General features: G+C 38.2%; 27 protein-coding genes and 2 riboswitches. Of the genes, 18 read left to right on the top strand and 9 right to left on the bottom strand.

All coding sequences use genetic code 11. The annotated features are described in order from the left end of the window. Positions 1 to 35: 35 nt before the first annotated feature. Genes AAIB49_RS06465 through AAIB49_RS06455 form a run of 3 tightly spaced genes read right to left on the bottom strand, consistent with a single transcriptional unit; the run spans position 36 to position 1,468 of the window. The gene (locus AAIB49_RS06465) at positions 36 to 323 is read right to left on the bottom strand and encodes a hypothetical protein (protein WP_343457551.1); all 288 of its coding nucleotides are present in this window, start codon (positions 321 to 323) and stop codon (positions 36 to 38) included. A 28-nt stretch (positions 324 to 351) separates the two neighbouring features. Further along, positions 352 to 777 carry a YwnF family protein gene (locus AAIB49_RS06460; protein ID WP_343457550.1) on the bottom strand — a complete coding sequence of 142 codons (426 nt, stop codon included), beginning with the start codon at positions 775 to 777 and terminating at the stop codon, positions 352 to 354. A gap of 19 nt (positions 778 to 796) precedes the next feature. After that, complete coding sequence (locus AAIB49_RS06455; RefSeq protein WP_339217885.1) at positions 797 to 1,468, bottom strand: zinc metallopeptidase; 672 nt, start codon at positions 1,466 to 1,468, stop codon at positions 797 to 799. A 755-nt stretch (positions 1,469 to 2,223) separates the two neighbouring features. Next, positions 2,224 to 2,330: riboswitch (TPP riboswitch) on the top strand. A gap of 82 nt (positions 2,331 to 2,412) precedes the next feature. Here AAIB49_RS06455 and thiW point away from each other — a divergent pair. The 5 genes from thiW (at position 2,413) to thiE (ending at position 5,979) form a co-directional block, all read left to right on the top strand. After that, a complete protein-coding gene (gene thiW / locus AAIB49_RS06450) occupies positions 2,413 to 2,913 on the top strand; it encodes an energy coupling factor transporter S component ThiW (RefSeq protein WP_339212755.1) in 501 nt (166 codons plus the stop codon). Between the two features lie 14 nt (positions 2,914 to 2,927). Further along, a riboswitch (TPP riboswitch) is annotated at positions 2,928 to 3,028 on the top strand. Between the two features lie 63 nt (positions 3,029 to 3,091). Beyond that, positions 3,092 to 3,781, top strand: a complete 690-nt coding sequence (gene tenA, locus AAIB49_RS06445) for a thiaminase II (RefSeq protein ID WP_343457549.1) — start codon at positions 3,092 to 3,094, stop codon at positions 3,779 to 3,781. Continuing rightward, complete coding sequence (gene thiD, locus AAIB49_RS06440; RefSeq protein WP_339212749.1) at positions 3,778 to 4,599, top strand: bifunctional hydroxymethylpyrimidine kinase/phosphomethylpyrimidine kinase; 822 nt, start codon at positions 3,778 to 3,780, stop codon at positions 4,597 to 4,599. Before tenA ends, thiD begins: the two co-directional genes overlap by 4 nt. After that, positions 4,580 to 5,356, top strand: a complete 777-nt coding sequence (gene thiM, locus AAIB49_RS06435) for a hydroxyethylthiazole kinase (protein WP_343457548.1) — start codon at positions 4,580 to 4,582, stop codon at positions 5,354 to 5,356. The genes thiD and thiM overlap by 20 nt, the downstream gene beginning before the upstream one ends. Positions 5,357 to 5,364: 8 nt before the next feature. Further along, positions 5,365 to 5,979 (top strand): thiamine phosphate synthase, encoded by a 615-nt coding sequence (gene thiE / locus AAIB49_RS06430; protein ID WP_445254544.1) that lies wholly within the window; start codon positions 5,365 to 5,367, stop codon positions 5,977 to 5,979. A gap of 62 nt (positions 5,980 to 6,041) precedes the next feature. Here the strand turns inward: thiE and AAIB49_RS06425 are convergent, their stop codons facing one another. Continuing rightward, positions 6,042 to 7,403: a sensor histidine kinase gene (locus AAIB49_RS06425; protein ID WP_339212741.1), complete on the bottom strand. Its 1,362-nt coding sequence runs from the start codon at positions 7,401 to 7,403 to the stop codon at positions 6,042 to 6,044. Then, the gene (locus AAIB49_RS06420; protein WP_186868090.1) at positions 7,396 to 8,070 is read right to left on the bottom strand and encodes a response regulator transcription factor; all 675 of its coding nucleotides are present in this window, start codon (positions 8,068 to 8,070) and stop codon (positions 7,396 to 7,398) included. Before AAIB49_RS06420 ends, AAIB49_RS06425 begins: the two co-directional genes overlap by 8 nt. A 154-nt stretch (positions 8,071 to 8,224) precedes the next feature. Between AAIB49_RS06420 and AAIB49_RS06415 the strand changes: the two genes are divergently transcribed. After that, the gene (locus AAIB49_RS06415; protein WP_339212738.1) at positions 8,225 to 8,890 is read left to right on the top strand and encodes a CAP domain-containing protein; all 666 of its coding nucleotides are present in this window, start codon (positions 8,225 to 8,227) and stop codon (positions 8,888 to 8,890) included. Positions 8,891 to 8,955: 65 nt separating this feature from the next. Here AAIB49_RS06415 and AAIB49_RS06410 read toward each other — a convergent pair whose 3' ends face one another. Further along, entirely contained in the window at positions 8,956 to 9,705 is a 750-nt protein-coding gene (locus AAIB49_RS06410) for a class I SAM-dependent methyltransferase (RefSeq protein WP_339212736.1), read from the bottom strand. A gap of 185 nt (positions 9,706 to 9,890) precedes the next feature. Between AAIB49_RS06410 and AAIB49_RS06405 the strand changes: the two genes are divergently transcribed. From AAIB49_RS06405 to AAIB49_RS06355, 12 genes are all read left to right on the top strand, one after another. Continuing rightward, complete coding sequence (locus AAIB49_RS06405; RefSeq protein ID WP_343457547.1) at positions 9,891 to 10,061, top strand: DUF4083 domain-containing protein; 171 nt, start codon at positions 9,891 to 9,893, stop codon at positions 10,059 to 10,061. A gap of 141 nt (positions 10,062 to 10,202) precedes the next feature. Further along, positions 10,203 to 10,319, top strand: a complete 117-nt coding sequence (locus AAIB49_RS19960) for a putative holin-like toxin (protein WP_366480634.1) — start codon at positions 10,203 to 10,205, stop codon at positions 10,317 to 10,319. Positions 10,320 to 10,627: 308 nt separating this feature from the next. Next, a complete protein-coding gene (locus AAIB49_RS06400) occupies positions 10,628 to 11,005 on the top strand; it encodes a DUF4440 domain-containing protein (protein ID WP_186868086.1) in 378 nt (125 codons plus the stop codon). 10 nt (positions 11,006 to 11,015) lie between these two features. After that, positions 11,016 to 11,630 carry a hypothetical protein gene (locus AAIB49_RS06395; protein WP_343457546.1) on the top strand — a complete coding sequence of 205 codons (615 nt, stop codon included), beginning with the start codon at positions 11,016 to 11,018 and terminating at the stop codon, positions 11,628 to 11,630. Between the two features lie 309 nt (positions 11,631 to 11,939). Further along, a complete protein-coding gene (locus AAIB49_RS06390; protein ID WP_186868080.1) occupies positions 11,940 to 12,488 on the top strand; it encodes a sigma-70 family RNA polymerase sigma factor in 549 nt (182 codons plus the stop codon). Further along, on the top strand, positions 12,485 to 12,922 hold the full coding sequence (locus tag AAIB49_RS06385) for a PadR family transcriptional regulator (RefSeq protein WP_186868079.1): 438 nt from the start codon (positions 12,485 to 12,487) through the stop codon (positions 12,920 to 12,922). The genes AAIB49_RS06390 and AAIB49_RS06385 overlap by 4 nt, the downstream gene beginning before the upstream one ends. Continuing rightward, positions 12,919 to 14,238, top strand: a complete 1,320-nt coding sequence (locus AAIB49_RS06380) for an FtsW/RodA/SpoVE family cell cycle protein (protein WP_343457545.1) — start codon at positions 12,919 to 12,921, stop codon at positions 14,236 to 14,238. Before AAIB49_RS06385 ends, AAIB49_RS06380 begins: the two co-directional genes overlap by 4 nt. A gap of 131 nt (positions 14,239 to 14,369) precedes the next feature. Next, entirely contained in the window at positions 14,370 to 14,879 is a 510-nt protein-coding gene (locus AAIB49_RS06375) for an RNA polymerase sigma factor (protein WP_339212721.1), read from the top strand. After that, positions 14,869 to 15,777: a hypothetical protein gene (locus tag AAIB49_RS06370; RefSeq protein WP_339212719.1), complete on the top strand. Its 909-nt coding sequence runs from the start codon at positions 14,869 to 14,871 to the stop codon at positions 15,775 to 15,777. Before AAIB49_RS06375 ends, AAIB49_RS06370 begins: the two co-directional genes overlap by 11 nt. A gap of 269 nt (positions 15,778 to 16,046) precedes the next feature. Next, complete coding sequence (gene coaA, locus AAIB49_RS06365; RefSeq protein ID WP_343457544.1) at positions 16,047 to 17,024, top strand: type I pantothenate kinase; 978 nt, start codon at positions 16,047 to 16,049, stop codon at positions 17,022 to 17,024. 166 nt (positions 17,025 to 17,190) lie between these two features. Further along, entirely contained in the window at positions 17,191 to 17,715 is a 525-nt protein-coding gene (locus tag AAIB49_RS06360; protein WP_343457543.1) for an RNA polymerase sigma factor, read from the top strand. Beyond that, a complete protein-coding gene (locus tag AAIB49_RS06355) occupies positions 17,702 to 18,841 on the top strand; it encodes a hypothetical protein (protein WP_343457542.1) in 1,140 nt (379 codons plus the stop codon). The genes AAIB49_RS06360 and AAIB49_RS06355 overlap by 14 nt, the downstream gene beginning before the upstream one ends. A 106-nt stretch (positions 18,842 to 18,947) precedes the next feature. On the opposite strand, the gene AAIB49_RS06350 is transcribed toward AAIB49_RS06355, so the two are convergent. Genes AAIB49_RS06350 through AAIB49_RS06340 form a run of 3 tightly spaced genes read right to left on the bottom strand, consistent with a single transcriptional unit; the run spans position 18,948 to position 21,456 of the window. Next, a complete protein-coding gene (locus tag AAIB49_RS06350; RefSeq protein WP_339212712.1) occupies positions 18,948 to 19,892 on the bottom strand; it encodes a metal ABC transporter substrate-binding lipoprotein in 945 nt (314 codons plus the stop codon). Continuing rightward, positions 19,889 to 20,731 (bottom strand): iron chelate uptake ABC transporter family permease subunit, encoded by an 843-nt coding sequence (locus AAIB49_RS06345; RefSeq protein WP_343457541.1) that lies wholly within the window; start codon positions 20,729 to 20,731, stop codon positions 19,889 to 19,891. Before AAIB49_RS06345 ends, AAIB49_RS06350 begins: the two co-directional genes overlap by 4 nt. Beyond that, on the bottom strand, positions 20,731 to 21,456 hold the full coding sequence (locus AAIB49_RS06340; RefSeq protein ID WP_339212707.1) for a metal ABC transporter ATP-binding protein: 726 nt from the start codon (positions 21,454 to 21,456) through the stop codon (positions 20,731 to 20,733). Before AAIB49_RS06340 ends, AAIB49_RS06345 begins: the two co-directional genes overlap by 1 nt. Positions 21,457 to 21,475 lie beyond the last annotated feature (19 nt).

Raw genomic sequence — 21,475 nt, 5'->3', positions numbered from 1 at the left:
CATTCCCCATTTCTACTATTTTTGAAAACTTTGTCTTACTTTTTAATGTGTTGTTTAAAGATTTCAATAAAATGCCTTGGAGATGATTTCAATGTATATGAAAAAACACCACAAGTTGTATGTAAGTAAAGAAGGCCAGCTCCTTCACTACCTATCTCTCGGTAAGAAATATCTAATACATCCTTAATTGGAAACTCACGATGTTTACTCTGGATTTTGTCCGTATATAGCTTCAGATAGCGCTTATCCTCCACATCAACTTGTGTTATACGGTCTACTTTTCGTTCAATCTTAAAATACTCTTGTTCCGCTAATAATGTCACGAAATCCCTCCAGGGTATATCATACTTACTACTCCATTAAACGATTTTCTTCTTCTAAAAATTTTATAAAATGATTCATCGCAAAGGCCGGCTGCTCCTTAACTCTGCGAATATAGCGATCCTTAACAGCACTTGCGATTACATCACTTTTATTGATTCGCTTAATGATATAACCCTCACTCACTTTTAAAATTTCTTTCCTCTGATGCTTTGCTTCTTTTGATAGGGCAAAACCGAATGCTCCCATTACCGCATATAAAATAAGTGATACGGTTGTTCTCGTTTCCGGCATGACCACTAGCAAAAAGAATAAATTAATCAGCGAAAATACAATGAGCGGAAACGCCCAAAATGAATATTTCGATACTTTCTTGATGAAAGGAGAAATCGTTTCGTTTAATTTATCCACTTCTTTTTTTATAAAGCTCGGCATATCTGATACAGGTAAGTTCATTAAAAATCCCACCTTTTCATTAATTTTGTCTTCCTCTGAAAATCATGATGTATTTTATAAGCTCTAAGACAGCAATCAAGGTACTTGCTACATACGTTAATGCAGCAGCGTTCAGCACTTTACTAACGCCTCGTTCCTCTTGATTCGCAATCATACCTAATTCTATTAGTTTATTCTTAGCACGCCTTGAGGCATCAAATTCTACTGGTAATGTAACAACCTGAAATAGTACGGCTGCTGAGAATAAGATGATTCCCATTCCTATCAACATACTACCCTGGGTAAATATAAACCCAGCTATTAAAAGAAATGGTGCAAGCTGTGACCCAATATTTGCAAACGGAACAAGCTTATGTCGCAGTACTAACATCGAATAATGATTCGCATGCTGAATGGCATGACCAACTTCATGTGCGGCAACAGAAAGGGATGCAATTGAATTCCCTCGATAAACCGGTTCCGATAATCGAATTACTTTAGCAGTTGGATCATAGTGATCGGAAAGTGTTCCTCGTCTAGAGAGTTCGATTCTTACATCAGAAAGCCCCTCACTGTCTAATATTCTTCTCGCAACCTCTACACCTGTCATGTTAGAGGAGGCCTTTATTTTGGAACCCTTTTTAAAATTTCCTTGTACACTAGATTGCGCCCATAGCGCAAGTCCAAAAGCAATGAGTATTAAAAAATCCATTGGATGAAATAAAAACACGACAATTCCCCCTAGATGTGTCTCATTTTCTATAAGACTTGCCAATATCATCCCAGATTTATACTTATTAGAATTGTTTTTCAATATATATATACGAAATAAGTTTGTGTTTTGTTGCACAAACACGAAAAAAATTATATCTTCTGGGTATATCATTAGTATAAAAAACAAATATGAACTGAATATGAACTAAAAAAAATTATTTAATCTATAAATTTGATACACTTTTTCCGTTACCTTTTTCGGATGGGATAAGGGTAATGATAGCCTCTCTCTGTTATCTTTTTATTCTCGTTCAGCTGGAAAAGGGTACTGATTATCCCCCTCTGTTACCTTTTCCGGCTCCTTCTACCATAAAAGGGCACTGACATTCCTCCTCTGTTACCTTTTCCTGAACCTTCTGCCAAAAAAGGGCATTGATACTCTCCCTCTGTTACCTTTTCCAGCTTCCTCTACCATAAAAGGGCACTGACACACTCTCTCTGTTACCTTTTCCGGCTCCTCCTGCCAAAAATGGGCACTGACATTACAACTCTGTTACCTTTCCCTTCTCCTCCTGCCAAAAATGGGCACCGACACTCTCCACCTGTTAACTTTTACTCTCTTTCACCAAAACGCCCCCAAATATACCTTGCATGCACTATGAACCCCATCTTCTCTACACCTAAAAACAAGTACTACAGTGACAAATGCTTTTTCATTTGATATGATTAAAGTGATTCATGACAAATGAATAGTAAAACTACTAGGGGCGCCCTAATGTGGGCTGAGAGGAATAGATTTTTCCGACCCTTATGGACCTGATCTGGTTAGTACCAGCGGAGGGAAGTAGTATGACGACTAGTCAATCTATTAATCTCAATCAATTAAGCTAGGTCCTTCTATGGGTCTGGCTTTTTTTGTGTCCCTTACAGAAAGGAGGAACGATGAATAAAACTCGTCTCATTACAACGATGGCTGTCTTGATAGCTATTGGAACCGTTACTGCTCAGCTTATTTGGTTTCCAGCAGGGGTAGCACGAGCCTACCCTATGCAGCATGCAATAAATGTTCTTACAGGTGTTCTTCTTGGACCAGGTCCAGCAGTAATTGTAGCTTTTATGATTGGCCTGCTTCGTAATGTACTCGGACTCGGAACCATACTCGCCTTTCCAGGTGGTATGATTGGTGCCTTTTTAGCTGGTTACTTATATAAAAAGTCAGGAAGAATAGGTTTGGCAGTTATCGGGGAAGGAGTCGGAAGTGGGGTAATCGGAGCATTAGCTTCCGTCCCTTTCGCTTACCTATTTATGGGAAATGCTACTGGCGCTTTTGCCTTTATGCCAGCGTTTCTTGTAAGTAGTTTACCAGGGGCTATACTCGGTTGGTTCGTTGTATCTCACATTACTAAGCTAGAAAATGTACGCTCGATTCATTTGAAAAGGTAAATTAACTAAACACTGAAAACTACTAGGGGCGCTTTTGCTGAGATAAGGTATATCCTTTGTCCCTTATTAACCTGATCTAGGTAATGCTAGCGAAGGGAAGTAGTTGAGGCCGCATATATTCCTCACATATCTACGGTACTCTCCTAGTAGCTTTCGCATTCTAAGGAGGAGTTTATCCATGTTATTCACAGAATCATTACGAGAAGAAAACAATGATATATTTCAACTTATTTTTGACCATCCCTTTGTTAAAGGAATTGGAGAGGGCGATATCCCAAAGGAAGCAATCGCTCATTATATTAAGGCAGACTTCGAGTACCTTAATGCATTCATGAAAATTTATGGGCTAGCTGCGTCTAAATCCTCAAGCCGGGATGATATACGATATTTCTTCAATAAAATGGAGTTTATATTAAAAGATGAGATTCATCCGCATCATAATTTTTGTGAGTACATTGGTGTTCCTTATGAGTCCCTCCAAGGACACCCACTACCACCGACTGCCGACCATTATATAAAACATATGCTGTACCATGCACATACCGGTTCTATGGGCGAAATATTAGGGGCCTTACTACCTTGCCCATGGACCTATTTAGAAATTGGCGACGAATTAATGAAGACGTATCAGCCAACACCAGATCATCCTTTTTATCAATGGATTACCTTTTATAGTGATGCTCGTACGAGGAGTACCACAACAGAAATGCGTGAACGATTAGATAACCTTGCCATAGAGGCGTCTCCTTCTGAAAAGAACCGCATACGTGATGCCTTTCGTAAAAGCTGTGAGCTTGAATTAGCATTTTGGGAAATGGCTTATACGTGCGAAGAGTGGCCTTCAGGAAAGGTAGTGAAGCGGATATGACACAAGTCCCATGTGCACTAACGATCGCAGGAACCGATCCAAGTGGGGGTGCAGGTATCCATGCTGATTTGAAAACATTTCAAGAGTTACAGAGCTATGGAATGTCCGTCATTACCTCGGTTGTTGCCCAAAACACAACTGGCGTGCAAGCGATTCACCACATTCCATTGGATATGATTGAACAACAGCTGGAATCTGTGATATCTGATATGCCTATTCACGCCTTTAAGACTGGTATGCTTGCTACTGTCGATATGATGAGAATCATTGCCAATCAACTTAGCAACCTCGATGCTCCTTATGTTATGGATCCTGTTATGGTTGCAACAAGTGGAGATACTCTAATTGAAAGCACTGCACGTGATTTTTTAAGAGAACAACTACTACCATTAACATCAGTCGTCACACCAAATATACCAGAGGCAGAATATTTAACTGGGGAGAAAATTACTTCTCTAGAAGACATGAAAAAAGCCGCTACAATTATTGTTCATGAGTTAGGTGCTAAAGCCGCATTAATAAAAGGTGGGCATTTACAAGAGGAAGCAATTGATTTTCTGTACGATGGAGAGCGTTTCTATTCCTTTGCTGCAGAGCGAATACCTAGTAAAAACACCCACGGCACAGGATGTACGTATTCGGCAGCCATTACTGCCTATTTAAGCAAAGGGGATTCCTTAGTTGCTGCGGTTGAAAAAGCAAAACATTTTATCACGCTAGCTATCAAGCACGCATCTAATCTAGGAGCTGGTAATGGCCCTACTAATCACTGGGGCATACGAGAGGAGAAAAACCGCTATGAACACGCAAATAATTGATACTGTACGAAAAAATAAGCCTTTAATTCACCATCTAACAAATCAAGTCGTAATGAATTTCACTGCCAATGGTCTATTGTCATTTGGTGGGGCACCAATCATGGCAAAGGCTGAAGAAGAAGCCGCTGCAATGGCTACGATTGCTGATGGTTTGTTATTGAATATCGGGACACTATCTGCAAATGATTTACAGGCCATGATTGCTGCTGGAAAAGCAGCTAATCAAAAAGGAATTCCCGTCGTACTTGATCCAGTTGGAGTAGCTGCAACTCCTTATCGTTCTAATGCAGTAAAACAACTATTGGAAGAGGTGCAGCCAACTGTTATTAAAGGAAACGCTGGGGAGCTTGCTCATCTAGTTAATGTCCCTTGGCAGACAAAAGGTGTCGATTCTTTTGGTGACGGAAACATAGAGGAAATAGCCAGAAAGGTTGCCAAAACATATCAGACAACGGCTGTACTAACTGGGAAACGCGATGTCATTAGTACAACAGAATCGACTACCATAAATGGAACCGGACACCCATTACTAGCGAAAGTAACCGGAGCAGGCTGCTTATTAGGTTCCATTATAGCTGCCTGTTTAACAACAGATGACTCTCCTTACGAGCAAGCTCAAACTGCAGTAGCCTTTTATGGATTAGCAGCGGAATACACTGCATCACAAGAACAGGTGAAAGCATCTGGAACCTTCATACCCCATTTTATTGATGCACTATCGATGGATGTCACAACACTTAAAGGAGAATCACTGTAATGCCTACTATGAATAAACAGCTCTTGCGAAAATATTTTATAATGGGTAGTCAAGATTGCACTAGAGACCCTGTAGAAATCCTAGAAATAGCAGCAAAAAGTGGTATTACCGCTTTTCAATATCGGGAAAAGGGGTACGGTTCGTTAAAGGGAAAGGAAAAATTGGAGCTTGGAAAAAAATTAAGAGCAGTTTGCAGAAGATATCATATCCCATTCTTTATCAATGACGATGTAGAATTAGCAAATGCTCTAGATGTCGATGGAATACATGTTGGTCAAGATGATCAGCCTATAGAGAAGGTTCGAGAAGAATATCCACATTTACTTATTGGCCTTTCAGTGTCTAATTGGAATGAACTAAATAATAGCCCTATTCATTTAGTAGATTATATTGGGGCTGGGCCAATATATCCTACTTCAACCAAAACAGATGCCAAAGCTGCAGTTGGTGTTGCATGGATTAAAGCAATACGTCAGCAATATCCTGACCTTCCTATAGTTGGGATTGGCGGAATCCAGCCAGACACTGCTGCCTATGTTATGGAGGCTGGTGCTGATGGAGTAGCCGTTATTTCAGCCATTACCCAAGCTGCTAACATTCAGGCTAGCGTAGAGAAACTATAAAATAGTATTGCTGTAAAAAATGGTTCCATTCTAAACGGATGTTTGGAATGGAACCATTTATTCTAATGACTTATTGGGATGTGCACGGTAAAAGTAGATCCTTTTCCTTCTTCACTCTCCACACTGATATTGAACTTATGGATGGATAAAATTTTCTTTACGATGGATAAGCCTAATCCATTCCCCTCTACTGACCGATTTCTAGAACGGTCCACCTTGTAAAAGCGAGCAAACAGATTCGGGATGGCTTCTTTTGGTATTCCAATACCATAATCTCTTACCCTAACCGTTATTTTGCCACCAATAATCTGTATAGCAATTTGGATTACGCCGTTTTCATCCGTATATTTAATCGCATTGGTAATCAAATTAAGCCACACTTGTTCCATTAAGTCTTTATCAGCAAAAATTTCCACCGGCTCTAAGTCTAATTGGATATCAATATGTTTCTTCGTCCATTGCGGTTCTGTCGTTAGTACCGAGTTTCGTATTTGCTCATCTAAGCGATAGGAAACAGGGTTATAAGGATGGTGCTCGGAATCTAAAGACGCAATTCGTAAGAGATTATCACTTAAGCGAGACATCCTTTCGATTTCTTGGTAAATAATCGTTAAATATTCTTTTTGATTTTCCTGAGGTACGACATCATCCATTATTGCTTTGGTGAACCCTTTAATAGATGTTAATGGAGATTGAATTTCATGTGATACATTGCTTACAAAATCAGCTCGCATCGTATCGATTTTTTCTAGCTCTCCAGTCATGTGATTAAAGCTATCAATTAACTCGCCAACCTCATCTTGATGCTTACTCCGCTTTTTATCTACTCGTACAGAAAAGTCACCCTTAGCAATTTGTCGAGCAGCAATGGTTAATTTACGAATTGGATTAACTAAATATCTCGAAGCAAGGAATATTAATAAACTTCCGACCAATAACACTAATAATAGCGATATAAAAATCCCCTGCTTCATATCCTCAAATTCATCTTCATAATCAATTCTAGTAATAAGTGCGTAGGGTTCTCCCGAAACATATATCGGAACACCGACAATCCTCGCAGACTTATTGTTCTTATCCAGTAACACTACCGGATCATCAAAGGAATGCCTTAAAATTTCCTCAACGTCCTCCATACGAACTGGAATAGAGAATTTATCTTCCTTCTTAAAAAAGATATCCTCCCCATTGGTAATCAACAATTCAAATTCGATGTCATCAAATTTATCCATTAATTCTGGGATACTCTCTGGCCCAGTCATTTGAATGACTTCAGCTAGACCGATAGATATTTTGGACAATTCTTCTTTAAAGATGACTTCCTGATTTAAGGAATACGGTGTTAGCACATAGGACATACAAATACTAACAATCACAACCGATATAAATGTACCAACGATCTTTAGATACAAGCTCCTAACCATGAATTGCCTCCAACCGATAGCCGAGACCCCTTACGGTGGTTATCGTGATATCGTGAAAGTGTTCTAGTTGCTCTCTTAGCCGTTTAATATGAACATCGACGGTTCTTTCATCCCCCTCATAATCAAATCCCCAGATTTTCTCAATTAATTGATTTCTAGTGAAAATCTTTCCTGGAGAACTAGCTAAGACCGCTAATAATTCACATTCTTTTCTTTTTAAAGTAACCGTCTCTTCTTCTGTTTGAACGACTAATTTCTCTTTATCAATAAGGGTGTTCCCTACTTTGACGATATTTTCATTGGTTAGATTATACCGCTTTAATAAGGCTTCTACGCGCAGGATTAGTTCAACTGGATCAAATGGCTTCACTAAGTAATCATCTGTTCCTGCTCGAAAGCCTTTTACTTTATCCTGGGATTCTCCTTTTGCTGTTACCATTAGGATCGGAATGTCTAAATAAGATCGAATGTCTTCTGTCAGTTCGTACCCATCCACCTTAGGCATCATAACATCAACAATAGCTAAGTCAATTTTATGCTTCCCTAACAAGTTAATAGCTTCCTCTCCATCCTCTGCTTCCACTACACCATAACGACTATTTTCCAAATATAATCGAATTAATTTCCGAATATGTGCATCGTCATCCACAACAAGAATCGTATTCATCTAGTATTCACTTCCTATAGGATTTACTATTTTTAGTTTAGCACCAGTAATGGGTACCGTAAATCTCCAACACGTTCAAAAAAAGCCAAATTCGCATCAATATTTTTCCATAGCTGACTAATACTATGAGAAACATAAAAAAGGAGTGATATATATGAAGGGAAGCTTAGTTAAACTATCGATTGGAATCCTAATGATGTTCGTGCTCGCTGCATGTAATACCGATAATGCCAATAATGAAAACCATGAAAATCCTAATATCTCTAGTATAAGCACCGATCAATCTAGTAGTGAGTACCCACATACACAACCAATCAAAACACAAGATGCAAAGTATGAGGCTCGCGAAGCACCACAACAAAACCAACAGCCTGAGCGTGGTCAAGAGCAACGTCAACAAGGGCAACAAGCACCACAGCAGCAAACAACGGAGAATCATGGTTTAAGTAAATTTGAAAGTGATGTTGTCGCTTTAACGAATAGAGAAAGAAGACAAGCTGGGTTAAATGCCTTAGAGGTTGATACAAGTCTAAGTCAAGTTGCTCGTCAGAAATCGACTGACATGCAGCAACAAAATTATTTCTCGCATACTAGTCCTACTTATGGCTCCCCATTTGATATGATGCGTGACTTCGGTATTACGTATCGTTCCGCAGGTGAAAATATAGCCAAAGGACAAACGTCACCAGAAGAAGTAGTACAAGCATGGATGAACAGCCAAGGCCATCGCGAGAACATTTTAAACGCTAACTTTACCCACATCGGTGTTGGCTACGAACAGAATGGAAACCACTGGACACAGATGTTTATAACAAAATAGTTAATAGGTGTCACGAACGTATCGTGGCACCTTTTTTCAACTGACTTATTTTGATTTATCCCTAACTATTTCTTCCTAGCCTTGAGTATAAACGTCGCCGGAATTAGCTTCGCCTTGTTGACCGAATACCACCGGTGATTATTACCTTCCGTTGCTACATTGGGCAATACAACGTCATCGATTACTTTCTCTATTTCAAACCCAACCGTAACAAGTGTATTTATGTAAGTACTTAACTTTCGATGTGGTATGATGACCGTATTATTCCATGCTTCATTATACTCGGGACCCTCTTGTAGGTAAGACTTATCTAGTATATATGAATCGTCTACTCGCTTTATTCGGTCATGCATCGGATGCTCCCAGCTGAAAACGAACATTCCACCAGGCTTTAAATATCGATGGATATGTGTCAGTGTTCTCTCTAATTCAACTGTCCACCCTAAAGCATAGATAGAATACACTATATCAAAATAATCCTGAGGTAGTCCGGGATTTTCTTCCATAGGGGATTCATATAGCTTTACAAATCCTTGCTGCTCTTGGAGTAGTTCTTGAGCAGTTTCAATTTGCTTCTTCGTCAGATCTAATCCCCATAACTCCTTCGCCCCATTATTCCCCATATATTGCAAAGAATGTCCGCTTCCACAGCCAATATCAAGCACTTTCTTATTAGCAACCTCCCCAAACAGATGTAAATCATTCTCGGTTGGTGCAAATGGGCCTAATTCCGGTAGTGCAGTTCTGCCAAAAAAACGCTCAGCCGATTGCTCCCAACCTGCTTTATTTAACTGTAATATTTCTTCCGTTTTCATACCCCTCATCCCCTACTTATTAATACTTGTAGATAAAAGCATACCAAACCACAATGATTAAGAAAATAAAAATATTTCCGAAACTAAATCCACTTTCCTTCGTAAGAACATTATCAATGCCTGATACAATCTTTGGAAAAATGATACAATAAAGATAGGAATAATCAATGTAAGGAGGGATATTCATGGTTGACTTCCAAATTGGGGATATGATTTTTCAATTAGCCTTTATTGCTTTCATTATACTTATCGCAATCGTACTTATTAATTTAATTCGTTCTTCCAGAAAGCGTAAGAAGCAGCTAGATGAACTTGCAGAAAAAATAGACGCACTTCAATCCAAATTAGACAAATAGGTCATTATAACTATTCCTATCCTTATGACTATCGGATGATTACCAATTGCTTTGTTAAGGCTACAATAAATATAAGCATGGTGAGTCGTTAGGGTGGGACCTTCACTTCCCTCTGGATCCATTTTATTGGTGAAAGGGGGGATGCCTTTGGATATCGTAATATCTATATTGATGTTACTCATCGCAGCGGGGTCTTTTTTGATATCGTTGCTGGAGTTTATAAGGCGGTTGATTGACGACAAGATTAACAATAAGTGAACCCCCACCCGTGACGGCTAAATCACTTTAGGGTGAGGGTTCTTTTGTTCATTTTTCAATTGTTAGATGTTCAGAGGGAACTCCCCCCGAAACTTCTTAACCATGTGCGGGCCGGGGATGATCGGTAACATCCTCGGTTCATATTATGCTAATTTGGCTATTATTATACATCTTACCTCTTTATCTGTCTACAGCCCCTCACCAACTATATCCCCCCATCATTTCATAAAACATTTATTCTCCCTATATTCATTTATCAGAATATTTATGATAAGCTAAATTAAAATACGAATAGGAGAACAAATATGATGTCATTAGAAAATACATTAACCAACTACTACAATAGCTGGAACGAAGGCTTCTCATCAAAGGATGATGCCAAAATAAGAAGCTATATGTCAGAACGATTTGTTGGTATTTTCGGCTATTCATCGATAGAAAAGCCTGAAGAATATCATTACAACTACGATATTAAAGCTGTGCTAAACCAATACAATGACCAAACTAGAAAAGAATTTGAGATCATATCCACTATGGAAAGAAGAAACGGAGAGAACTATGTGATAGTTGGTCTAGAAACGAGCTACATAGACGGGACTCCCCATCGAGCACACTGTATGTATATCTGGGAGCGAGAGAATAAGGAATGGAAATTACTGCGAGAGTTTATCGAAATAGAACAGTAGGAGGAAAGGCATGAAATACATAGTAAGAATGATTATTATTACCTTCTTCATGGTACTTTTAACCGCTTGTACTGAGAATTCTATTGAAGCAATGGTTACAATTAAAAAAAGTTCAAACGCTAACAATATGGAAGCCATTAAAGAACTACATTTAGGGACTTTATATGAATATGAGTATGAATGGAAACAAGCAAAAGAAACTTGGATTAAAATATGGGCTGAGGCTTATCAGGACGGTGTAAAGGTAGAGCCTAATTTGGCAGAATTGAATTACGGACGAGAACCAAATGAAGATGTTGTTACGGAACCGCTTGGATTTGGCATCATCGAAACGGACGATGAAGACTTTATCATGCTATATACTGGGAGTATTAAACAAGGCCCTAAGAAAATTACGTTAGAAGACTTCAAAAATGTTACGGCCAGTGCATGGGATGAAGCTTTTCAAAAAGAGTTAACGATGGAACTAGGCGAAACGAAAATCATCGGTGCTTATCGTGATACCTCAAATAATACGTTACGATCAGGGTACAACTTACAAGACGAACATGACATTAAGCAGATGATCGAAACCTATGACACTGTAATATTGTTTAAGATGAAAGTAGTGGAAGAAATTGAATAAACTCACTCATGCTAGTTATTTTCTTAATTTGGATTGGTCGGGGTCTTTACAAAGGATATAAGAAGCTTACATAGTAGATTTTGTGTTACAGAGAGGGAAATAAATGATTCCGTGAACAATGGAGAGATTTCCTGTTAGCTAGAATTAGGCTCTAATTCATGGATCTCTTGAAATTATAAATAAAGTTGTGCCACTTGGTACAACTTTATTTTTTTACTGTATGAAGTGAAATCACATCTATTATTTTTATATTTCCCCAAACCTAACAGAATGCTGTGTCGTCTATAATAGTAAGTGAGGTGAAAATACATGAGTGAGCTCGAGCGTGCTTTTTCTATAGAAGATACTGTCGAAGATCGCGAACAAATAATTGATGACCTAATGCATCAACATGGTGACGACATCCTCCACCTTGTCTATACATATGTTAAAAACCGGACAATAGCCGAGGATTTAACACAAGAAATTTTTATTAAATGCTATGAGAAGCTGGATCAATTCAAGCAACAATCTTCTATCAAAACATGGGCCTTTCGAGTTGCCAGTAACCATTGCAAGGATTACCTAAGAAGCTGGCATTATAGGAAAGTGATTCTCAATGAGAAGGTGTTAGACTACATCCCCTCTAAATCAAAGCAAGTTGAAGATGTCGTCATTACGAAAAGTGAGGATAATCGTTTAGCAAATGCTGTGATGAGTATACCGGTTAAATACAGAGAGGTTGTTTTTCTTCATTACTACAAAGAGTTATCCTTAGCGGAGATTAGTACTATTACTGGTGTTAATATCAATACGTTAAAAACAAGATTGAAGCGAGCTAAAGAACTAATAAAGAAAAAAATGGAGGAGTTGTCATGATGAACAATCCTTTTCAGAATTTAAACAGAGCAATGAAGAACACGGTATTTAAGGATGTTACGTTTTCTAATGAACGAAAAGAAGCGGTAAAAGAGGCGATTCGCGCTCAGCATCATCAAACAGAGCTTTCATCATGGAAGGAAGAAACGGTTCATTCCATATTACAGTTACTTCAACATGAACCAAAGAAGGGCTTTGATATTTCTAATCAATTGCTACAACATAATGAGCTTAGCTTTCAACAGAATGAAGGTCAATTATATACATTGTTACACTTACTTGAGAATAAGGAGCTCCTCGAATCCCATTGGGAAGAGGATCAAAAATACTATTCCTTATCGCTTAAGGGGAAAAAGTGGTTATCTAGATTCAGTCAAGGAAGTGTGAAACACCGTCTAGCTCTTCATTCATTAGTTGAGGAGGTATCACAGTGAGCCACTCCCATTTTGAGGAATATTTAACAAAGGTAACCTCGAAGGTGAAATCGAAAGAGGCTCGTGAAATGATAACGAAGGAGCTTCATTATCATCTAAATGAACTTAGTCAATCCTTCCAAAAGAGAGGCTTCCCTGAAGTAGAAGCGAACGATAAGGCTATTCAAGAAATGGGAGACCCCTCTGCACTTGGTGAAAATCTAAATCGCCTCCATAAACCAAAAATGGACTGGTTATTAGTCGGGATATTGTGTATTGTAGCCGCACTTAGTTTCCTTCCATTAATCGGTGGATTATATGACATTTTAAGGGAACCTGTTTCTTATTTTGTTAAACGACAAAGCTTTTGGTTAAGCCTTGCTCTACTTGTCATAATCGCTTTGATTGTATTTGATTATCGTAGGCTACAGCATTATTGGGTCTATTTTTACCTAGTCGGCGTGGCTATCCTTATATATACCTATTTCACAGGTTATGTACAAAATGATTCCATAACCTGGATACGTTTCTTTACCTTTAGCATCGACCCAAGGCCACTAACTTTATTTCTATTCTTCTTAGCATGGGCCAGTATTACCAATCAGATTAATCGATTTAATACATTGTTCAAGCAGGCACTCCTGCTGGTTCTTTTCTGGATCCCAATTTTGCTCTATTTAACACTACCAAACTATACGTTAAGTATCTTGTATGCTTTGTCCATATGTGTGATGGTCGCTTTTTCTCAAGGACTAAAGAGAATTGTCGTCAGAGTAGGTTCACTCCTATTTCTTAGCAGCGTTGTGCTCATTACGACAACCTTATTAACATTTCAGAATAGTACAGGAGCATTCCCTTTTTTACATCCAGATCTGGATTCTACTAGAGAGGGACATATTTATCAGATCCTAGGAAACATTTTCTCCCATGCTGGGTGGTTCGGTAACGGATTGGATCATGATTCTCTCATCGTATCATTACCTGGAAACCACACAGACATGGCCTTCCCCTATTTAGTTTATTCATTTGGATGGCTATTCGGGGTTATCCTATGTGTATTGCTACTGATGCTTATCGCTCGAGTATGGAAAAATGGCATAAAAACGAAAGAAAGCTTTGGCAGAATACTCATTACCGGTGGAGCAACCTTACTAACGGTCCCAACGCTTTGGAATCTCCTGATGATGCTTGGCATTGTACCAATAATCGAATTTTCCTTACCGTTTATCAGTTATGGAGGAAATATGTTATTGTTTAATGCGGCGATTCTAGGACTAGCCCTTAGTGTTTATCGGAGAAAAGAGATTATAGCAACAACCGTTAGCCGTAATGGATGAATAACTATTAGCCTGTATGCCTATCTCCTGTAGAATTTTGGTATACAGGCTTTTTATTGTAGAGATTTCTTATAAAATTTCTGTAATAGTTGACGTGGTTATTCGTCAAATAAATAGGGAGGGGGAATAGTATGAAGGAGCACACCATAGAAGAATGGTTTCATAGCTATGAGAAAGATGTAACTAGTTTTTTAGTCTATTTTACAGGATCCTTGGATGTTGAAGATTATGTACAAGATACTTTTCTAATTGCTTTAAGGCAATTTTCAAGCTTTAATGCCAGTTCACACCCAAAAACATGGCTAATTTCTATAGCTAGAAATCAAGTAATAGATCGTTATCGAAGAAAAATGGTATGGGAAAGATTAAAACTTGTTCTATCAAATGAATATACAAGCCAGAACGTTACTGAGATCCATTTCATGCAAAAACTAGAACATAATGAGTTGAACAGGGCAATTCAGCAATTATCCCCTGCTTATCGAGAAGTAGTCATCCTCAGGGGCATTATGGAACTCTCCTCAAAAGAAGCGAGTTTTATCTTACAATGTAGTCCAAACAAAGTAAATGTAATGTTCCATCGCTCGTTAAAGAAATTAAAAATGATATTGGAAAAGGAGGGCTTTAGTTATGAAGGATAACCAATCTATTCAGGAAGACCTACATAACCTTCCAACACATTCCTTAAACAAGGAACAAAAACAACGAATTTTATTACATTTAAAAGCCGGGGTAAGACCCGTAACGAGAAAAGTAATACGATTACCAATTTTAGCTATGATAATTTCCATCGCCTTCTTTATGATTCTTGTTATTTACGAATTTAATGATAATAACTCCCTTCCTCAAACAGCACATTCCCCATTAGAACTTCATGCCATGGAAGGAAAAACCTTTATAATGCCTGGTTCTGGGCAAGAACTGATCGGGATTGAAGATAATGTAGCACTATTAAATGTGTTTGATCACTTTGTTGCCGAAGACACAAGAAGAGTTGCTAAATTAATGATCTTTTATTGGGGCAATCCATCTGAATTAATTGAAAAGAATTATCGAGTGGAGGCAATCAATTCCTATGGACAACAACTTACCCTATCAGAAGGCAGCCTAAATTCCCCACTTTATCAAGAGGATGCTCATACATTAACTAGCTTTTCGCCTTTTCCGACTGAAGGAACGTGGCAGCTTTCCTTTTTAGTAGAAGATGAAATACACGGAGCTTTTACACTAGAGGTATTGCCGGCATTTCCAAAGACAGAACATTATACATTAATAGATTCACCACTAGAAATAGAAATTGGTCAAAAAACGGAAATATCCATTGAAAGTTCCTGGAAAGACAAAGAAGAAATTGAGGTGACCTTATTAGATGAAAACGGCATAGAAGTTGACTCAGATAATTTCTTGCAGAATGCAACAAATATTGATTCCGCAACTAATAATCCCATTTACCTCTATAGTGGCAGTCTATCGTTTCCAGAGAAAGGAACGTGGGTACTCGTTATTGATGGTGAGAAAACGGAAGTATTTGATAATTAGTAGAGACCCGAAAACAACTGGCATCCTAATCGAAAAGATTGTTATTAAGGACTTTTAGGGTATTCCTCTAAGTCCTTTTCTTATAAGTTACCCAAATTCTATCCTCTTTTATATGTTCAACTTCGAGTAACAATGTTAAACTAACGAAAGTAAGAATGAAATCGTTTCACTTTATCTTTATCTCATTCGAAAATTAAAATAGGTAATCCTAATAACAGGAATAGATGTAACACAACATTTATGGACTATACGGGGAAGGAAATATACCAATGAGCATAATAACTGAGGATAGTAGGAATTTCAAGAAAGCCAATCCACATTCCACCTACATTTCATTATCTAGAGAAGAATGGTCTAGTCTATATACTAGCCCTCCTATTGACCTATCCCAAATTGAAATCAAGAACTTGCAAGGGATAGTAGGAACCTTAACCAAAGATGAAATTTATAGTGCGTATCTTCCACTTATACAATATTTGTCTGTTCATATTCAGGCTACTAATCGCTTGCATAAGGCGAGAAATGATTTTTTTAAGATGGATACAAAGAAGCTACCCTTTATAATTGGAGTTGCTGGTAGTGTCGCAGTTGGGAAAAGTACGACATCACGGATCATTCAATCCTTACTTTCCAACTTACCTGATCGGCCAAAAGTAGATCTTGTGACGACTGATGGATTTTTATACTCTAATGCTGTTCTAAAGGAAAAAGGACTATCCGATCGAAAAGGGTTTCCAGAGAGCTATGACTTAAAAGCGCTGCTTGATTTTCTAACGGAAATTAAATCAGGAAATCCATGTGTTCAGGCTCCTGTTTATTCTCACTTACACTATGACATCATGCCGGACGAATACTATGATATTTGTCAGCCTGATATTGTGATTATAGAAGGAATTAATGTTTTGCAAACACCTAAACCGGTAGGGGATAGTATTCCGAGTAAGTTTGTTTCCGATTTCTTTGATATATCCATTTATGTCGACGCAAATGAACATCATATACGTCAGTGGTATTTGGAAAGGTTTAAGCTGTTAAAGGAAACGGCCTTTACAAAACCGGAATCTTATTTCCACCGCTATGCAACCTTAACCGACACCGAAGCAGAGGAATTCGCAACAGATATTTGGAATCGAATTAACAAGGTTAATTTAGAAGAAAATATCCTACCAACCAAGTTCCGAGCTGACATTATTATGGAAAAGAATCAAAATCATCAGGTACAGATGGTTAGAGTAAGAAAGATATGATGTTGATTTAAGACCTAAAAAATGGTAAAGGCCCCATGAAATCTCTTATTGTCCTATTGATTTCATGGGGTCTCTTTTCTAATCCGCTGTTTTATAGACATTCCTCTGAAACTTTTCGCCAGCTTTTGCGTCTAAATCTAAATCACATACAAAGGGGGTGTGCTTCATGAATCCACCAGTAGAAAGACAGATAAAGGAGCTATATGAAAGCTATCATCATGAAATTTTTAGCTTTATTTTTATCATGATTGGGGAACGACAGCAGGCGAAGGATCTAATGCAAGATACTTTCGTAAAGGCATTTATCCATTTGCAGGACTTTAGAGGGGATGCTAGTGCTAAGACATGGTTGTATCGTATTGCACGAAATGTAGCGATTGACTTTCTTAGAAGAAAAAAGCCTGTATCCTATTACTTAGATTATTATTCACCCATTCGTTCCAAGCAACCAACTCCAGAGGAGATTCTGCAACTAAATGAAAATAAACAACAGCTTTATCAGGCTCTTTCCCAGTTAAGAAAAGGATATAGGGATGTTATTATCTTGCGGAAAATCCAGGAGCTTTCCATTAAAGAAACCGCTGCAATCCTAGCTTGGAAGGAAAGCAAGGTCAAAACAATGCTACACCGTGGACTTGAAGCACTTCGAGGCGAATTGGAGAAGGAGGGTTTTGTCCATGAATCGAAATAATGAAAAACAGCATAACCTAGAGAACGAGCTAAAAGGTCTAAGCCAAGTTTCCTTAACAGAAGCGGAATCCACAGAAGCATTTCAGATAATCATGAATAGAATTAGTAAAACGAACAAGCAAGCAAATAGACGTCTATATGTAACCCGAGCTTTTGTTACCACTTCTACCTTATTCGTAATTGCTATCATAGGATGGTTTATATACAGTGGAATAAGTCCAGAACACGATTCATTCCGAAGCGCATCCAACTCCAATCAACTGGACGGGATTGAATTAGAAATCACAATAGATAAAAAACACTATTCCTTACATGAGGGCCTTATCGCTAATGTCACCCTAACCAATCATACGAATAAACAAAGAGTAATCTATGTACCTACTTCAGTTGAGGAAGAAGAGGGCATTGCGGCTGTCATGATAGAAAAACGAAACGAAACAGCAGTCCAATTCTTAGACCCAAAAACTAATCTTGACCTGCCAAATATTAATGGGCGCGTATTCGATGATTATGTCCAAGTAACATTAGGAGCAAATGAAACGATTGAACAGAAGTTCCAGTGGAATAAAGCATTATTTAACCAGGAAGCAGAAGATATTGTGCCAGCGGATACAGGCGAGTATATACTAAGCTCCTTTGTTGTATTAGATGATTTACAAGCTCAAACGGAAGATGCTGAGCCTGAGAAGCAATTGATTACGAAGCTCACCCTTAATCTATATGATAAAGAAAAACCTCATGACTTATACACGGAAGAAGCATGTGCAGATACTGCTATCGTATGTGTTAATGCTAGGACAAAGGATAATGCTATCAAGGTATCGATTGGTAGTAGTCAATTGGGTAATGAAGAAGGTCGCATGATCATGGGAGACAGCTTCGAGCGTGATATAAACACGGAGACCCTTCTAGTAGAGCCTCATGGTACTATTACATTAGAATTTATCCATCACTATCCTGAAAAGCTCACTATCTATCAACTAGATCATCATGAGCGAGGAGAAGGAAAAGAGCTTGAACTGCCCAGCTTTCAGGCACCGGAAAAGTCCGGGTATTATACGTATGAAATTGATGGCGTCTACTCCAACGGCCATGCCATTCATTATTTAAAAATAAAAGTGAAATAAGTAAAATTGGCTGGTTTACGTTCTTTGAAATACAGAACGATAACCAGCCAAACCAATACAACATGATACTTCTTTGAATCACAATCTTTATATAGACCTATTTCCATTAAGATTCATTCGTTAACCCATCATAAATTCGGTCCAAATTCCATTTCATCATAGCGTAGTAACTATCTCCCTCTTCGCCTTCTTCTGCTATAGAATCGGTGAAGACTTTGGAGAATATTTCAATTCCGGTTTCTTGAGATATAGTTTTCATAGGACGATCATCTACACTTGATTCGACAAACAAGGATTGCACTTCGGTATCCCGGAGCTTATCTACCAGATTTTTAATTTGATTTGGAGTCCCTTCTTCTTCCGTGTTTATTTCCCAAATATAGGCGGAAGGAATGTTATAGGCTTCTGAAAAATATTTAAAGCACCCTTCACTCGTTACAATCCATTTCTTATTTGCCGGAATAGAATCGAATTTACCTTTTGCTTCCTCATCTAATTCCTTTAATTTATCCACATAATTCGCTAAGTTCTCCTGATAGTATGCTTTATTCTCCGGATCCTTTTCTGATAATTGCTTTTCAATATTTTGTGCATAGATAATGCCATTTTCGAGGTTTAACCAAGCATGTGGATCTTCTTTTCCTGCTTCTTCTTTTCCTTCCAAATACAACGGTGCTACACCTTCACTAACAGCAAAGTAATCCTTATTTTCTTCTTTGTTAGCATTTTGCATGAGTTTCGTAAACCAAGCATTTCCACCTGTCTCCAGATTTAAACCGTTATAAAATACGATATCCGCATCAGTTGCTTTTACAATGTCATCTGGTAGTAGTTCATATTCATGTGGGTCTTTCCCTACCGGAACGATACTATGCAAGTTGACATTGTCACCTGCAATATTTTTCGTTATATCCCAAATAATCGAGTTGGTAGTCACGACATTCAATTTATCATTATCATAAGAGCTATTATCCGTTCCACATCCAGCTAATAACAATAGGCTTCCTACTACAATGGTTAGAAATATTGTAGCTTTTTTCGTTATATTCATGCTCTTACTACCTTCTTTCTAAAGACGTTTTGCTTTGGTGATAAGAAGAAGCTAACCGCAAATAGAATGGCGGAAGTGAGTACAATACAAGAACCAACAGCTATATTAAACGTATATCCAATTACTAGACCGATGATGGATGATGCACCTCCAAGAATAGAGGAGAGAATCATCATTGAGCTTAATCGGTTGGTAAACAAATAGGCTGTGGAAGCTGGTGTTATCAGCATAGCCACAATTAAAATAGTACCGACACTTTGCATCGCGGTAACGGACACCACGGTTAATAGAATCATTAATAAGTAGTGATAACGGTTGACGTTCATTCCAAATGCTTTTGCCATATTAGAATCAAAGGATGTAATCAGTAACGGCTTAAAGAAAATAACTAAAATAATAAGGACGATAAATAAAATCGAAACCGTAAGCCATTTATCAAAATTCTGTACCGCTAATACATTCCCAAAGAGAATATGGAAAAGGTCGGTTGAGCTATTAGCAATTCCAATTAATATAACCCCTAATGCCAGGAACGAGCTAAACGTTATTCCAATGGCGGCATCGTTTTTTATTTTACTGTTATTGGAGATATACGTAATTATAAAGGAAGCTAATAATCCTAGCGCGATTGCTCCAACTAGGTAGTTAACACCTAATAAGAAGGAAATCGCAACCCCAGGTAGTACGGCATGGGAGATAGCATCGCCCATTAGCGACATCCCTCTAAGAATGATGAAACACCCAACGGCACCAGCAACAATACCGATTGCGGTCGCTGTAACAAATGCATTCTGTAAGAAATGATAGTCAAAAAAGTCATGGATAAAGTTCCCTAGCATTATCCCTCACCGCCTTTCACTACAATGGAATCTCCATATGTTTTAATCAGATTATCCTCTACAAATACTTTTTTTGTATCTCCATAGGCAATTAATTGCTTATTCATTAGAATGAGCTGGTCAAAGTATTCCTTTACTTTCCCAAGATCATGGTGAACGATGAGAATCGTCTTTCCTTGGTTTCGAAATTCAACTAGCAAATCCATGATAATCTTTTCACTCACCGTATCAATTCCCACAAAGGGCTCATCAAGGAAAATCAAATCTGCTTCTTGTACTAATGTCCTAGCAATTAGAACGCGTTGGAATTGCCCACCAGACAAAGCCCCAATTTGTTTATTTTGATACTCGTGCATGTGCACCTTCTTCAAAGCATCCTCTACACGCTTCCAATCTTGTGCCGTAATTCGTTTAAATAACTTCCCTGAAGGATATAAGCCTAATGATACACATTCTCTAACCGTAATCGGAAATGTATAATCAATAGCGCTCTTCTGCTCTACATAAGCAACTTTTCTTTGCACATTTTTTAACATGGTTCCGTTATAATAGGTTTCCCCACTACTTGGTATTAATCGAAGAATTCCTTTTATAAGGGTTGATTTACCCGCTCCATTCGGACCAAGTATACCAACTATAGACGGCTTCTCTATTTGGAAGCTAACATTTTCCACTACATTGGTTCTGCCATCATAGCTAATGGAAAGGTCTTTTACTGCTAACATGTGTATCACCCCTGCTTTG

The organism is Ornithinibacillus proteolyticus (assembly GCF_039581225.1).
Classification (GTDB): Bacteria; Bacillota; Bacilli; order Bacillales; family Amphibacillaceae; genus Ornithinibacillus; species Ornithinibacillus massiliensis.
This window is presented reverse-complemented; position numbering and strand designations above follow the sequence as displayed.